Genomic DNA, 13,951 nt, shown 5'->3' on the forward strand with positions numbered 1-13,951 from the left:
GCGCCCGGTTCCACGGATGCGGCCTCGCCGCCACTGTCTCCCGCATGTCGTCACATCAAGGGCTTCCGCACCCACAGCGCAGCTGGGCCATCCTTACCGTCTTCTGCGGCCTGATCATGGCCGTGCTGGACGGCTCCATCGCCAATATTGCGTTGCCGTCGATCGCGCGCCAGCTCCAGTCCGAGCCGTCGAACACGATCTGGGTCGTGAACGCCTATCAGCTCACGGTCACGGTTTGCCTGCTGCCGCTGTCGTCACTGGGCGATATCTTCGGCTACAAGCGTGTGTACCGAGCGGGGCTCGCCACCTTCCTGGTCGGATCGCTGCTGTGCGCGCTGGCCGTCAACCTGCCCATGCTGGTAGCGGCGCGCGTGCTGCAGGGCCTGGGCGGCGCCGGGATCATGAGCGTGAACACGGCGCTCGTGCGCTTTATCTATCCGCCTACGCGCCTGGGCCGCGGCATTGGGCTGAACGCGCTGGTGGTCGGCGTGACCACCGCAATCGGCCCTTCGCTCGGGGCGCTGATCCTGTCGCTGGCGAGCTGGCAATGGCTGTTCGCCGTCAATGTGCCGGTGGCCATCTTTGCGCTGGCACTCAGTCGCAGCGCGCTGCCTGACACGGCGCCGCAGCCACGCGAGTTCGACTACCCGAGCGCGGTGCTGTCGGCGGTGGTGTTTGGCCTGTTCATTCTTGGCGTCGACGGCCTTGGCCATGCGAGCCTGCGTATCGCCGGCGCGGCCGCGGTAGGCGGCGCCATCGTGCTGGGCTGGGTGCTGGTGCGCCGCCAGCACGGCCGCCCGTCGCCGCTCGTGCCCGTGGACCTGTTTGCCAGCCGCGCCTTCACGCTGGCGGTCGGCACGTCGTTCTGCTCGTTCATGACGCAGATGCTGTCCTTCGTGGCGCTGCCGTTCTATTTCGAATACCAGCTTGGCCGGTCGCTGCATGAAACCGGCCTGCTGATCACACCGTGGCCGCTGACGGTGGCCCTGATGGCTGCGCTCTCTGGCCGGCTGTCGGACCGCTACCCGGCCAGCATCCTGGCTGGCGCCGGGTTGGCGCTGCTCGCTGCCGGCCTGCTTGGCCTGGCATTGCTGGGACGCGATGCCACCAGCCTCGACATCGCCTGGCGCATGGCGATCTGCGGGCTTGGCTTTGGCCTGTTCCAGTCGCCCAACAACCGCGCGATGATTGGCGCCACGCCCCCCGAGCGCAGCGGCGGCGCCAGCGGCGCGCAGGCCACGACGCGGCTGCTCGGGCAGACCACCGGCACGGCCGTGGTGGCGCTGCTGTTCAGCTTCGACCAGACCGGTGCCGGGCGACTCGCGCTGTACGCGGCCGTTGGCATGGCGACGCTCGGTGCGGTCATCAGCCTGAGCCGCCTGCGCGATGGCAGCAGCCCTCGACATGCGGGAACTGCCGTTATACGGGACGAACCTGACGCGTAGTGGACGCGTCAGCACCACCGTTCGGCTATTCAGCCTTCGCGCCCGACTCCTTCACCACCTTCGCCCACTTGGCGATCTCCGACCGCTGGTAAGCCGCCAGCTTCTCTGGCGTGCCGAGAACCGGATCCAGCCCCAGTGTCTTGAGTTTTGCCTGCACATCCGGCAGCGAGTAAATGCGGGAATTCCGCATTGAGCTTTGCCACCACGTCTTTGGGCGTGTTGGCCGGCGCGAAGATGGCAAACCACGAGTCCGCCTCGAAACCGGGCAAGCCCTGCTCGGCCAGCGTGGGGATATCCGGCGCCGACGGCGAACGCTTCGCGCTGGTGACGCCCAGCGCGCGCAGCTTGCCCTCCTTCACCACGGGCAGCGCCGACGGCAGGTTGTCGAACATCATCGTGATATGGCCGCCAAGCAGGTCTGGGATCGCCATCGCCCTGCCCTTGTATGGCACATGGGTAATCTTCACGCCGGCCATGGAGTTGAACAACTCGCCGGCGACGTGCAGCGATGTGCCGACGCCCGGCGTGCCGAACGTCAGGCCGCCAGGCCTTGCCTTGGCCAGCGCGATCAACTCCGACACGTTCTTCGCCGGCACACCCGGATGGACCACCAGCACATTCGGTGTCGTCGCGACCAGGATCACGGGCGTGAAGTCCTTGACCATGTCGTACGGCATCTTGCTGTAGAGCGCACCGTTGATCGAGTGCGTGCCCACCGTGCCCATGGCAAGCGTGTAGCCATCGGCCGGCGCGTGGGCCACAGCCTCGGCGCCGATATTGCCGCCGGCGCCGGGCTTGTTGTCGACCACCACCGGCTGGCCCCATGAGGGCGATATTTTTTCGGAGACGATGCGGGCCAGCGTGTCCGGCGCCCCACCGCTGGGGAACCCGACCACCATCCGGATCGGCTTGTTCGGATAGGCCTGCGCCTGGACGGCGGGCGCGCTGAACACGGCAGCGGCGACAAGCGCCACCGCGGCAACGGAACTGACTCGCATCGGTTGTCTCCTGGCTGTCCGGTGCCTGCATGGGCACCGGCTGTTCTGGGGAAGAGCTTGGGAACTACACTGCGATACCGCCGAACTCCTGCATGACCTTATCGTGGAGGCGGCGCATGCCGCGCAGCCAGCGGTCGTAGTCCTGTCCCTTGCGGCGATAGTATTCCAGTACCTCCGGATGCGGCAGGATCAGGAAGCGTTCGCCGGCAATGCCTTCCAGCGTGGCGGCTGCGACGTGCTCGGCCGTGACCGAGCCCTCTTGCAAGAACCCCTTGCGCTCGCCGCTCTCGCCGAACAGCATATTGGTCTGCACGCCTTGCGGGCAGATGCAGCTGACCTTGATGCCGCGGTCACCATAGGTAATCGACAGCCATTCCGCAAAGCCGATCGCGGCATGCTTGGTCACGGCATACGGTGCCGAGCCGATCTGCGACAGCAGGCCCGCCGCCGATACGGTATTGACGAAGTAGCCGTCGCCGCGCTCCAGCATTTGCGGCAGCACCGCCTTCGCCGCGTGGATATGCGCCATGACGTTGATGTCCCAGATGCGCTGCCACTCCTCGGCGCTGGCGTCCAGGCCCTTGCGCAGGATGATGCCGGCGTTGGAACAGAACACATCGATTCGGCCGAAGCGGCGCGTCGCTTCGTCGGCCAGCGACTGCACCGCCGCTTCATCGCTCACGTCAACGGCCTGAGCAAACACTTTGCAATCTGGCGCAGCGGCCTGCACTTCGGCCGCCACCGTCGCGGCACCAGCGGCATTGAGATCGGCGATGGCCACGCCACGCGCACCGGCCTGGGCAAATGCCAGCGCCAGCGCGCGGCCGATGCCCGTGGCGGCGCCCGTCACGACGACGGTCTTGTCTTTGACTTGCATGCGTTGTCTCCTTATCTCTGCTTGATGGTTTGCTCAGTTTGATTCACAGGCGTCGGACGTTGCCGCCGCCGTACGTGTCGATCCCTGCCGTCCGGCACCGGCCTGCCACAGCCGCGCCTGCAGCGTCTGCGCAAGATCGCGAATGCGCGGGCCCAGGTTGCTTTCCAGGATTTCCGGCGACAGACGCGTCGCGGCGCCGCCGATGTTCAGCGCCAGCACCTCGCCGCTGCCTTCGAGCCGAAGCGGCGCCGCCGCGCCGCTGACAGTGCGGTCCCACTCGGCATGCGCCACGCAGAAGCCGCGCCGCGCGTGGTCGCGCAACGAGCGCTCGATCTTGCTGCGCACCGACGCCCAGCGCGCGCCATAGTGGCGCTCCAGTTCGGCCAGTGCCGCTTCTCGGTGCGCGCTGTCGAGCCCCGCTAGCCACGCGCGCCCCATGGCCGACGTGGCCATCGGCAGCCGCGCGCCGGGCGCGAGCCGGATCACCAGCGCGCCGCGCGGCTGGCACGATTCCAGATAGACCATCGCATGGCGGTCGGGCATGGCCAGCGCAACCGTGCAGTCCGTCGCAAATGCGAGCGATTGCATCAGCGGCTGCGCGATATCGCGGATGCCCGCGCCGGAAATGTAGCGGTGCCCGAGCACCATCGCGCCTTGCCCAAGCCGGTACTTCTCCATCGATTCGATGTAAGAGAGATAGCCGAGCGAAGCCAGCGTATAGGTCAGCCGCGACACCGTGGGCCGCGGAATGCCGGTGCGCCGGGACAGCTCCGCATTACCGAGATAGTCGTCGTGGGGGCCGAACGCGCGCAGCAACTCCATGCCGCGCGCCAGCGCGGTGACGAAGTTGCGGTCGTCGGCGGTATAGGCGTTATGGGCAAGATGGGCGGCAGCGCACGGCATGGCGGGCATGACATGGGCCGCGTCGGGCGGTGGTGCCGGGATGGAGGTCGAGCGCTTCATGCGGGCTGGGCGTTGTCCTGACTGACTAGATACCAGTTCCCGGGACCGCAGCACCGGCTATGTACCTAAAACATAGGGGTCATAGGTGCCATGGATGGTAAGTGCCGCTGCCCTGTAACCCGCGTCATGGCTGCTCGTCAGGGATTACCTCTATGCCGCGTGCCCTTCTGGCGGCAATGACTCGCCGGCTATTTCGCTGTGCGGAATACTGGACCGGTTTCCTTGACTGGCCCTTCAGCCCTATGCAAAAGTCGATGAAAACGAACGACCGTGCGGGAATCATCACACTTCCACGCCACGGCGTCGCCGGCCATGACCGGAACCGCGGCGCAACTGCGCAGACCGCATCGCATAGGAGACAAACCATGCAACATCAGCAGTACGTACCTGTCCACGAGCGCAACGCTCGACCGGCGCACGGCGCCGCTCCGACCGCGGCACCGCTTGCCGCGGCCCACGCCCCCGACTGATCCACACCCGCATGCGCGGCGGCCATCAGGCTGTCGCCGTGAATCCGCGCGCCCGCTTGCGGCCGGCGCGTGCCCTGTTTCGTGAACCACACGAGGTGAACCCGTGGCATTGTTCCTTCAACAGATCCTGAACGGCCTGACGCTGGGCGGCGTGTACAGCCTGGTGGCCCTTGGCCTGACGCTGGTCTACGGCATCCTGCACGTGCCGAACTTCGCGCACGGCGCGTTCTACATGGCTGGCGCCTACGTCTCGTACTTCCTGATGACGTCGTTCGGCGTGAACTACTGGCTCGCGATGGTCGGCGCCGCAGTCGTCGTCGCGATGCTGTCGATGCTGGCCGACCGGCTGGTGTTCCATCCGCTGCGCAACGCGCCCGAACTGCACGACATGATCGCGGCCATCGGCATCCTGCTGTTCCTGGAAGCCGGCGCGCAGGCACTGTGGGGCGCGGACTTCCATCGCATGCCGACGCCGTACGGCCAGGTGGTCGACCTGTTCGGCCTGACCGCGCCGCTGCAGCGCCTGCTGATCATCGTCGCCGCGTTCGCGCTGATGGTGCTGCTGCACCTGTTCCTCACGCGCACCATGACAGGCGCGACCATCATGGCGATGGCGCAGAACCGCGAAGGTGCCGCGCTCGTAGGCATCGATGCGACGCGCGTGACGCTGCTGGTGTTCGCGATTTCCGGCGCGCTGGCCGCCATCGCCGCCACGCTCTACGCGCCGATCAACCTGGTCTACCCGAGCATGGGCAACCTGGTCATCACGAAGGCCTTCGTGATCATCATCCTCGGCGGCATGGGCAGCATCCCCGGCGCGATTGCGGGCGGGCTCATCATCGGCATGGCCGAGAGCTTCGGCGGTTTCTACGTTTCCACCGACTACAAGGACATCATCGCGTTCGTGCTGCTGGTGGTGATCCTGTCGATCCGGCCGCAAGGCCTGTTCGCCGGCAAGGCGGCCTGAGGAGTACGGCATGAAAGCACTGCAAGGAAAGACCGGTTGGACCCTGCTGCTGGCACTGGCGATCGCGTTCCCGCAGATCGCGCCCAACAGCTACTACCTGACCGTGATGACGCTGGCGTTCATCTACGCCATCGCCACCCTCGGGCTCAATCTCATCACCGGCTACACGGGCCAACTCAACCTCGCGCACGGCGGTTTCATGGCAATCGGCGCTTACACGCTGGGCATCCTGACGGTGGACCACCAGGTGCCGTTCTGGCTGGCGTTCGCGCTGTCGGGCGTGGTCTGCATGGTGGTCGGTTATTTCGTGGGACTGGTATCGCTGCGTTTGAAGGGTCATTACTTCTCGATCTTCACGATGTGCATCGGCTACATCATCTATCTGCTGATCGAGAAGTGGGAAAGCCTGACGCACGGCACGGTCGGCCTGATCGGCATTCCGGTGCCGGCGGCAATCGGTCCGGTCACCTTCGACAGCGTGCCCGCGCAGTATTACCTCGTGCTGGCCTTCCTGGCGATCGGCACGTTCCTGATGCACCGCATCGTCACCTCGCTGCTGGGCCGCAGCTTCATGGCCGTGCGCAACAGCGACGCGCTGGCCGAGGCGCTCGGCATCAACCTGATGCGCACCAAGGTACTGTCGTTCGTGCTGTCGGTCGGCTACGCGGGTTTTGCCGGTGCGCTCTACGCGGGCCAGGTGCGCTTCCTCGGCCCCGATATCGCGCGCACCGACCTGACTTTCGACATGGTGATGGCGATGCTGGTCGGAGGCACCGGCACGCTGTTCGGGCCACTGCTGGGTGCGGTGCTGGTGCCGTGGGTCACGCAGACGCTGCAGTTCCTGCAGGACTACCGCATGCTGGTGTTCGGCCCGGTGCTGATCCTGCTGATCATCTTCTTCCCTGACGGCATCGTCGGCTCGTGGCTGAAGAAGCAGGCGCGCAAGGCGGCGGCGGCACGACGCGGCAACCGTCCGACCGCCGCTGCGCCTGCCGCTGCCCCCGTCCCTACCCGCGCCGGAGCCGACCATGCTTGAGATCCGCAACCTGACGAAGAAGTTTGGCGGCCTGACGGCGGTCAACGATGTATCGGTGAAGTTCGAACAGGGCCATATCAACGCGATCATCGGGCCCAACGGCGCTGGCAAGACCACGTTCTTCAATCTGATCGCCGGCACGCATGCACCCAGCTCGGGGCAGATCCTGCTCAAGGGGCAAGACGTCGCCGGCCTGCGCGCCGACCAGATCGCACGGCTCGGCGTGGCCCGCACCTTCCAGGCCACCGCGCTGTTCGACCGCGCCACCGTGCTGGACAACCTGATCGTCGGCCACCGGCTGCGCACGCGCTCGGGCCTTGGTGACGTGCTGTTCAACACGCGGCGCCTGCGCGAAGAAGAGCGCCTGTGTCGCGACAAGGCCGAAGCCGCGCTCGACTTTGTCGGCCTCACGCACCTGGCGCACGAGATCGCCGCCGACATCACGCAGGAGGCGCGCAAGCGCGTGGCGTTTGCGCTCGCGCTGGCGACCGATCCCGAAATGCTGCTGCTCGACGAGCCCGCCGGCGGTGTCAACCCCGAAGAAACCGTGGGCCTGGCCGAGTTGATCCGCAAGATGGTTCGCCACGGCAAGACGGTCTGCCTGATCGAACACAAGATGGACATGATCATGCGCCTGGCCGACAAGATCATGGTGCTGAACTACGGCGAGAAGATCGCCGAAGGCACCCCCGCGCAGATCCAGCAGGATCCGCATGTCATCGAAGCCTATCTGGGAGCCGACCATGTTGCAGCTTGAACGCGTCTCGCTGTCGTACGGCAGCTTCCGTGCCCTCGACAACATCACGCTGCATGCCGGCGCGGGCGAACTGGTGGTGCTGCTCGGCGCCAACGGTGCCGGCAAGAGTTCGATCTTCCTCGCGATGAGCGCGATCCACCGTATTAGCGGCGGCAGCATGCGCTTCGATGGCCGCGAGCTGTCGGGCATGAAGCCGTCGCAGATCGTGCAAGCCGGACTCGTGCACTGCCCCGAAGGCCGCAAGCTGTTCCCGGCCATGAGCGTGGAGAAGAACCTGACGCTGGGTGCCTACGTGCATCGCCGCGACAGTGCCGGCATCCGCAAGACGCTCGATGAGGTGTACGAGATGTTCCCGATCCTGCACCAGAAGAAGGACGACGCCGCTGGCTCGCTGTCAGGCGGACAGCAACAGATGGTGGCACTCGGCCGCGCGCTGATGAGCCGTCCGCGTGCTCTGTTGCTCGATGAGCCGTCGCTGGGCCTTGCGCCGCTGGTGGTTAAGCAGATGTTCGAGATCATCCAGCGCATCAACCGCGCGGGCACGACGGTGCTGCTGGCCGAGCAGAACGCCTACGCGGCATTGGGCATCGCGCATCGCGCCTATGTGATCGAAGGCGGACGCATCGTGATGGAAGGCGACCGCGATTCGCTGTTGAAGGACGAAGGGATCCGCAAGGCGTACATCGGCGGCTAGGAAGCCGCCATTCAAAAAGATCAGGACAAGCGTAGTAAGCATCCATAGAGGAGACAGACATGCAGAACAAGACCTTCCGCCGACTCTTCCCGCTGGCCGCCACCGCCGCCACCATCGCTGCCGCCATGCTGGCCTCGGGCGCCGCGCTCGCCCAGGAAGTCGTCAAGATCGGCTATACCGGCCCGCTTTCGGGCGGCGCCGCGCTGTATGGCAAGAACGTGCTGTCCGGCGTGCAGATGGCCGTCGACGAAATCAATGCCGCTGGTCTCGACGTCAAGGGCAAGAAGGTCAAGCTGGAAGTCGTGGCGCTTGATGACAAGTACTCGCCCGCCGAGGCCGCGATCAATGCGCGCCGCCTGGTGCAGCAGCACAAGACACCGGCCGTGTTCGTGCCGCATTCGGGCGGCATCTTCGCGCTGCAGGCCTTCAACGAGCAGGAGAAATTCCTGGTCATGGCCTATTCGAGCGTGCCGCGCATCACCGATGCCGGCAACAAGCTGACCATCCGCATCCCGCCCGCCTACACCGGCTATATCGAGCCCTTCGTCAAGGCGCAGATGAAGCGCTATGGCAAGAACGTGGCGCTGGCGCCGGCCGACCACGACTACGCCAAGGCGTGGGTGCAGGCCTTTGTGCCGGCCTGGGAGGGTGCGGGCGGCAAAGTCGTCGGCAACAATCCGATGTCCTACACCAAGGCCACCGACTTCTACAGCGGCGTATCGCGCGCCATCACCGACAAGCCGGACGTGATGTTCGTCGGCGGCCCGTCGGAGCCGACAGCACTGGTGGTCAAGCAGGCCCGCGAACTTGGCTTCAAGGGCGGATTCATCATCATGGACCAGGCCAAGATGGACGAGATGGCCAAGGTCACGAATGGCCTGTCGATGCTGGAAGGCTCGATCGGCGTGCTGCCGCTCGTCAATGACGGCCGCCCGGCGGCGCAGAACTTCAACGCCAAGTACAAGAAGCTGCATGACGGGCGCGACGCGACCACCGAGATGTCGCTGAACTACACCATGGTGTACGCGCTGGCCGGCGCGATGAAGCTGGCCGGCACCACCAGCGATGCCGTCGCCATCCGCGCAAAGATGCCCGACGCGATGAAGGCACTGCCGAAGGACGTCAACCCGAACGAGGTGGAAGGCATCGATGCCAAGGGCGGTTCGGTCGCCGATACCGTGGTGGGCTGGGTGCAGAACGGCAAGATCTCGCCGGTACGCCTGTCGGAACTGGCCAAGTAACCAGGTACAGGTAACGCGGCCGCCTGCGGAACGCGGGCCATCAGGCAACGCCCTGATGGCCCGCGCTGCTTTTGCGCGCTTGCCAGCGCTGTTGGAGGCGAGCGGCTACTGGCGGCGGTCTCCTTCGTTGCGAGCCTCCGTCTGTCCGCGGTCATGGTGCGCGCGCTGCTGCTGGCGCTGCTGATCCGTCTGCTGTTGCTGTTGTTGCTGTTGTTGCTGCTGTTGCCGCTGGCGCTCCTGCATCTGCCGCTGCTGGTCCTGCTGCCTGCGCTGCTGCTCCTGCACGGCCCGCTGCTGTTCCTGCATGGCGCGTTGCTGCTCCTGGGCCGCGCGTTGCTGTTCCTGCGCGTGCCGCTGTTGCTCCTGCATCTGGCGCTGCTGCTCCATCTGCTGGCGCTGCATTGCCTGTTGCTGACGTTGCTGCTCCTGCATGGCCCGCTGCTGCTCGATCTGCTGGCGCTGCTGGTCTTGCATCTGGCGCTGACGCTCCGCCTGCTGGCGTTGCTGCTCCATCTGCTGGCGCTGCTGGTCCTGCATCTGGCGCTGCCGCTCCGCCTGCTGGCGCTGCTGGTCTATCTGCTGGCGCTGGGCCGCCTCCTGCTGCCGCTGCTGGTCCATCTGCTGGCGTTGCTGGTCCTGCATCTGACGCTGTCGCTCGACCTGCTGACGCTGCTGTTCGACCTGCTGCCGCTGGACCGCCTCCTGCTGCCGCTGCTGGTCAGCCATCTGCCGCTGGTGATCGGCTTGCTGACGTTGCTGATCGGCCTGCTGGCGTTGCGACTGCATGTTGCGCTGGTCGGACTGCTGACGCTGCTGCTCCTGCATCTGGCGCAGCGACTCCATCTGCTGCCGTTGGATCCCTTGTTGCTGGTCGTGCTGAATCGCCTGGGCCTGGTCTTGCGCGTCGTGGCGCTGGCGCTGCTGCTCCATCTGCTGGCGCTGGATCGCCTGTTGCTGCTGGCGCTGCATGTCCTGCGCCTGGCGCTGAGCGTCGGGCATCTGCGCGAATCCCTGAGCCTGGTCGGGCCGCGTGGTCTGACCACGGCCATTGCCGCGCCACCCGTCGCCACCGGACGGCGGGGAGCCGCGCTCGGCACCGGCTGGCGGGCGGCGCATGGCATTGTCGTCCTGACGCGGCGGCGGCAGGCCGGGCCGCGCAGTCGGGGCTACCTGGCTCATCCGCACATTTGCGGCACCGTGCCCGTCCATGCCGCGGGGCCGCGCGTCTCCACCGCGCCATACCGGGCCAGCGCCGGAGACCACGCCGCCTTCGCGTGCAAAGCGTCGCGCCAGGTCGTCATGCGCGGGTTGTCCGGGCGGGCGCGCCGCGATCGCCTGGCGTTCGAAGCCCTGGCGTGCCTGCGGCGGAAGGGAGCGGGATGGTGCCGCGCCAAGCAAGCTGCCCTTGACCGGCGCCACCGGTGGCGCGCCGCGGCCCTCGCCCTGCGGCAGGTTGCGCCATTCATTGCCGCGCATATTGCGCGGTACCGGCCGGCCTTCGACGAAATTGCGCGCCGGCATGCCGCTGATCGCGCCGGGCACGTCGCGGTTCGGGTGCGGCTCGCGTCGGAAACGGTTGTCGATCGTGACGTTGTTGACGGTCACCCGGTTGATCCGCGTGACATAGCCGGGACTGGCGCGGTACACGGGCCGGTACGCGTCGCGCGGGCCAAGCGGGTACCAGGCCACGCCCGGTCCGCCGCCCACACGCACGCCACCGTAAGGGCCTGCGCCGCCGACGAAACCGACCAGCGCCGGCGCATAGCACGGCCGTGGCACGCGCGGCCCCGGCACCCAGCCCCAGCGCGTGCCAATGTAGGCCCAGCGCCCGTAATGGAAGGGAGCGAACCCCCACGGCGCATCGTCGATCCAGGTCCAGCCCCAGGGCGCGATCCAGGCCCAGTGCCCGGTGCTGTATGGCGCCCAGCCCGTTTGCACCACGCGCGGATACCACACGGCGCCATAGCCCGGGTCGTCCTGCCAGTCGCCATAACCGTCAAGCGCGGCATAGCCGGGCATGTCACGCGGCACATACCGGGCGGATGGCGAGGCGTCCTCGCGCGCATCGCGGGAGGCGGTCCAGCGGTCGAATTCGTCCTCGGGCGGCAGGTCGCCCTGCCCCGCATCGGCCAGGTCGGTTCCGGCAAAGCGCATGCGCTGGCCGCGTTGCATTTCCAGCGAGCGGCTTTCGCCGTAGATCGCGGCCCGGCCGTGGCGCATGGTCACCGTCGTGGTGCTGCCGTCGGGCGCCACATCGATGCGGTAGTCGCCAGGCTCGCGCGGCACGAACGCCAGGTTGGGGGTATCGATCTCCACAGGCTGGTCCGGGGGCAAGGCACGGACCCGCAGCTGCAGCGTGCCTTGCGTGAGCTTGACCTGGGTGGCGTTGTCGTCCAGGTTGAGCACGCTGACGGCAGTCGCGCTGCCGAGCCGGATCGCCACCGAGCCGGCATGGACTTCGGCGCGGCCGCCGTTATCCACCCACAGCCGGTCGCCGGTGGTGATGGGCCGGTTCAGGCCCGCTGCTGCCCATTCGTCCGACCCGGCCGGCGCAAAGCTGAGATTGCCCGCTGCATCGGTCAATGTCGCCACGCGCGTGGGCGGATCGACCTGCCCTACCTGCGCGCCGGGGTCGCCAAGTGGCGATAGCTGGGCCTGCACGGGCCATGGGGCCAGCGTCAGGGCCACGCCCGCCATCACCGCGAGCATCGGCAGCAAGGGTGCGGCACCGGCTTTCAGGCTGCGGTGGCGGGAGACGGAGTTGCGGTCAGGTGAAAGGAAGCGCGGCATGGAATCGAGAAACTGGAGAGCGAGACCCGTGACGGCGGACAGCCGCCTGATGTCACCATACATGGCCCAACGCTTGGGGATGTCCTGCGCGGACAAGACTTTGTAAGCGGGTATTTCCCCTGAACGGGGCATGGCGGCCGCGGCTGCGCTGCGGAGGCAGGACGGGTGCGGGGAATCGCAGTGCGGATGGCGTCAGCTGCGCCGCGGGAAGTCAAAGGTGGAAACAACTCCGCCAGTCACGGCCGCTCTGTGCCGGCCGTTCTCTGCCGGCAGTTCAGGCGGCCGAATGTGGCGCCCCTATTGGCCCGGCATGCCCCCCTTTCCTCAATTCCCAGACTGCTCCCGCAAGTGCTCCGTAAGGCGCTCGGCTGGCATCGGCCGCCCATACAGGTAGCCCTGCGCCTCCCAACAGCCATTGGCCAGCAGGAAGTCTCGCTGCTCGACCGTTTCCACGCCCTCGGCCACCACGCCGATCTGCAGGCTTTGCCCGACGTTGATCACGGACCGTACGATGGCGGCGTCCACTGGGTCTTGCGTCACGTTGCGCACGAAGGACTGGTCGATCTTGAGCCGATCGACCGGGAACGACTTGAGGAAGCTCAGCGAGGCGTAGCCCGTGCCAAAGTCATCGCAGGTCAGGGTCACGCCGTCGCGCCGCAGAGCCTGGAGCTGGTCGGACACCTCGTCGCCCTGCTGCAGAGCGATGGTCTCCGTGATCTCGATCTCCAGGCCGGCCGGCGGCAGTTCGAGCGAGCGCAGGACGTGGCGCACCTCGGTCACCAGCCGGCTTTCGGCCAGTTGGGCCGCGAACAGGTTGATGGCCACGCGCGGCGCCTGCGGCAGCGTCAGCGACCAGGCACGCGCCTGCGCGCAGGCGGTCTGCAGCAGCCACATGCCGACGTCGCTGGCCACGCTGCTGGCCGCCAGGGCATCGATAAAACTGGCCGGCGCGAGCAGGCCGCGGGTCGGATGGCGCCAGCGCAGCAGCGCCTCGGCTCCGTGGATATGGCCGGTGCGCAGATCGACCTGAGGCTGGTAGTGCAGTTCGAACTGCCGCTGCGCATACGCTTCGTGCAGGGCCTGGACCAGCGACAGCCGCGTGGTCACGTCCTGCCGCATCTGCGGCTTGAAAAACCGGATGGTGCGTCCGCCGTCATGCTTGGCGCGGGCCAGCGCCAGGCTGGCGGCCGCGAGCGCGTCCGACGCAAGATCGCCGGCCGCCGGCATCACGCATGCGCCGACGCTGGCGAGCACGTGGTGGCGGCGCCCGCTGTGCTCGTGCGGCGCGGTCAGCATGGAAAGGATGGCGGCGCCGACGTGCCGCACCAGGGTCGGATCGGAAATGGACGGCAGCAACACCGAGAACTCGTCGCTGCCGATACGGCCGATCACGGCATCGCGCGGGGAAGCATCGCGCAGCCGGCGTGCCACGCCCTGCAGGATCAGATCGCCCTCGGCATGGCCGTGCATGTCGTTGAAGGCGCGGAAATCGTCAATGCCGATCAGCAGCAATGCGCAGCGGGGCACTGCCTCGCTATGCAGGCGTGCCTCCAGCCGTTTTAGGAATCCCAGGCGATTCCCGACCCCGGTCAGCGGATCGGTCTCCCCGTCTGGCGAAGCGCCAGCCGCCTTCGCCCCCGACTTGGCCACCATCCCTGCCTCATTTGCGATTATCGACATTGTTACCAGATCTGCGATTCTGGAAGTGTGACG

10 protein-coding genes and 1 pseudogene are annotated in these 13,951 nt (G+C 66.9%); 6 read left to right on the forward strand and 5 right to left on the reverse strand.

Going from position 1 to position 13,951, the window contains the following annotated elements:
* Positions 1-44: 44 nt before the first annotated feature.
* Positions 45-1,445 carry an MFS transporter gene (locus K2O51_RS03045; RefSeq protein WP_011299790.1) on the forward strand — a complete coding sequence of 467 codons (1,401 nt, stop codon included), beginning with the start codon at positions 45-47 and terminating at the stop codon, positions 1,443-1,445.
* Between the two features lie 25 nt (positions 1,446-1,470).
* Here K2O51_RS03045 and K2O51_RS03050 read toward each other — a convergent pair.
* The 3 genes and pseudogenes from K2O51_RS03050 to K2O51_RS03060 form a co-directional block, all read right to left on the reverse strand.
* Positions 1,471-2,443 (reverse strand): annotated as a pseudogene (locus K2O51_RS03050) (Bug family tripartite tricarboxylate transporter substrate binding protein).
* A 64-nt stretch (positions 2,444-2,507) separates the two neighbouring features.
* Positions 2,508-3,320, reverse strand: coding sequence for an SDR family oxidoreductase (locus K2O51_RS03055; RefSeq protein ID WP_011299788.1), 813 nt, complete (start codon positions 3,318-3,320; stop codon positions 2,508-2,510).
* Positions 3,321-3,353: 33 nt separating this feature from the next.
* Positions 3,354-4,283: an IclR family transcriptional regulator gene (locus K2O51_RS03060; protein ID WP_011299787.1), complete on the reverse strand. Its 930-nt coding sequence runs from the start codon at positions 4,281-4,283 to the stop codon at positions 3,354-3,356.
* A 573-nt stretch (positions 4,284-4,856) separates the two neighbouring features.
* Here K2O51_RS03060 and K2O51_RS03065 point away from each other — a divergent pair.
* Genes K2O51_RS03065 through K2O51_RS03085 form a run of 5 tightly spaced genes read left to right on the forward strand, consistent with a single transcriptional unit; the run spans position 4,857 to position 9,448 of the window.
* A complete protein-coding gene (locus K2O51_RS03065) occupies positions 4,857-5,720 on the forward strand; it encodes a branched-chain amino acid ABC transporter permease (protein ID WP_011299785.1) in 864 nt (287 codons plus the stop codon).
* A gap of 10 nt (positions 5,721-5,730) precedes the next feature.
* Positions 5,731-6,756: a branched-chain amino acid ABC transporter permease gene (locus K2O51_RS03070; protein ID WP_011299784.1), complete on the forward strand. Its 1,026-nt coding sequence runs from the start codon at positions 5,731-5,733 to the stop codon at positions 6,754-6,756.
* Positions 6,749-7,513: an ABC transporter ATP-binding protein gene (locus K2O51_RS03075; RefSeq protein ID WP_011299783.1), complete on the forward strand. Its 765-nt coding sequence runs from the start codon at positions 6,749-6,751 to the stop codon at positions 7,511-7,513. The genes K2O51_RS03070 and K2O51_RS03075 overlap by 8 nt, the downstream gene beginning before the upstream one ends.
* The gene (locus K2O51_RS03080; protein WP_220630475.1) at positions 7,500-8,207 is read left to right on the forward strand and encodes an ABC transporter ATP-binding protein; all 708 of its coding nucleotides are present in this window, start codon (positions 7,500-7,502) and stop codon (positions 8,205-8,207) included. The genes K2O51_RS03075 and K2O51_RS03080 overlap by 14 nt, the downstream gene beginning before the upstream one ends.
* Positions 8,208-8,266: 59 nt before the next feature.
* Positions 8,267-9,448, forward strand: a complete 1,182-nt coding sequence (locus K2O51_RS03085; protein WP_011299781.1) for an ABC transporter substrate-binding protein — start codon at positions 8,267-8,269, stop codon at positions 9,446-9,448.
* Positions 9,449-9,553: 105 nt separating this feature from the next.
* Here the strand turns inward: K2O51_RS03085 and K2O51_RS03090 are convergent, their stop codons facing one another.
* Together K2O51_RS03090 and K2O51_RS03095 are read right to left on the reverse strand one after the other, a co-directional pair.
* On the reverse strand, positions 9,554-12,145 hold the full coding sequence (locus tag K2O51_RS03090) for a DUF6600 domain-containing protein (protein WP_425332982.1): 2,592 nt from the start codon (positions 12,143-12,145) through the stop codon (positions 9,554-9,556).
* A gap of 417 nt (positions 12,146-12,562) precedes the next feature.
* A complete protein-coding gene (locus tag K2O51_RS03095; protein WP_011299779.1) occupies positions 12,563-13,891 on the reverse strand; it encodes a putative bifunctional diguanylate cyclase/phosphodiesterase in 1,329 nt (442 codons plus the stop codon).
* Positions 13,892-13,951: the final 60 nt, after the last annotated feature.

It is taken from the genome of Cupriavidus pinatubonensis (genome assembly GCF_019602855.1).
In the GTDB taxonomy this organism is placed as follows: domain Bacteria; phylum Pseudomonadota; class Gammaproteobacteria; order Burkholderiales; family Burkholderiaceae; genus Cupriavidus; species Cupriavidus pinatubonensis.

Excerpts from the sequence above, each read along its gene's own strand:
- K2O51_RS03045 (WP_011299790.1), top strand. The coding sequence starts at position 45 with ATGTCGTCACATCAAGGGCTTCCGCACCCACAGCGCAGCTGGGCCATC.
- K2O51_RS03055 (WP_011299788.1), bottom strand. The coding sequence starts at position 3,320 with ATGCAAGTCAAAGACAAGACCGTCGTCGTGACGGGCGCCGCCACGGGC.
- K2O51_RS03060 (WP_011299787.1), bottom strand. The coding sequence starts at position 4,283 with ATGAAGCGCTCGACCTCCATCCCGGCACCACCGCCCGACGCGGCCCAT.
- K2O51_RS03070 (WP_011299784.1), top strand. The coding sequence starts at position 5,731 with ATGAAAGCACTGCAAGGAAAGACCGGTTGGACCCTGCTGCTGGCACTG.
- K2O51_RS03075 (WP_011299783.1), top strand. The coding sequence starts at position 6,749 with ATGCTTGAGATCCGCAACCTGACGAAGAAGTTTGGCGGCCTGACGGCG.
- K2O51_RS03080 (WP_220630475.1), top strand. The coding sequence starts at position 7,500 with ATGTTGCAGCTTGAACGCGTCTCGCTGTCGTACGGCAGCTTCCGTGCC.
- K2O51_RS03085 (WP_011299781.1), top strand. The coding sequence starts at position 8,267 with ATGCAGAACAAGACCTTCCGCCGACTCTTCCCGCTGGCCGCCACCGCC.
- K2O51_RS03090 (WP_425332982.1), bottom strand. The coding sequence starts at position 12,145 with ATGGCGGGCGTGGCCCTGACGCTGGCCCCATGGCCCGTGCAGGCCCAG.
- K2O51_RS03095 (WP_011299779.1), bottom strand. The coding sequence starts at position 13,891 with ATGGTGGCCAAGTCGGGGGCGAAGGCGGCTGGCGCTTCGCCAGACGGG.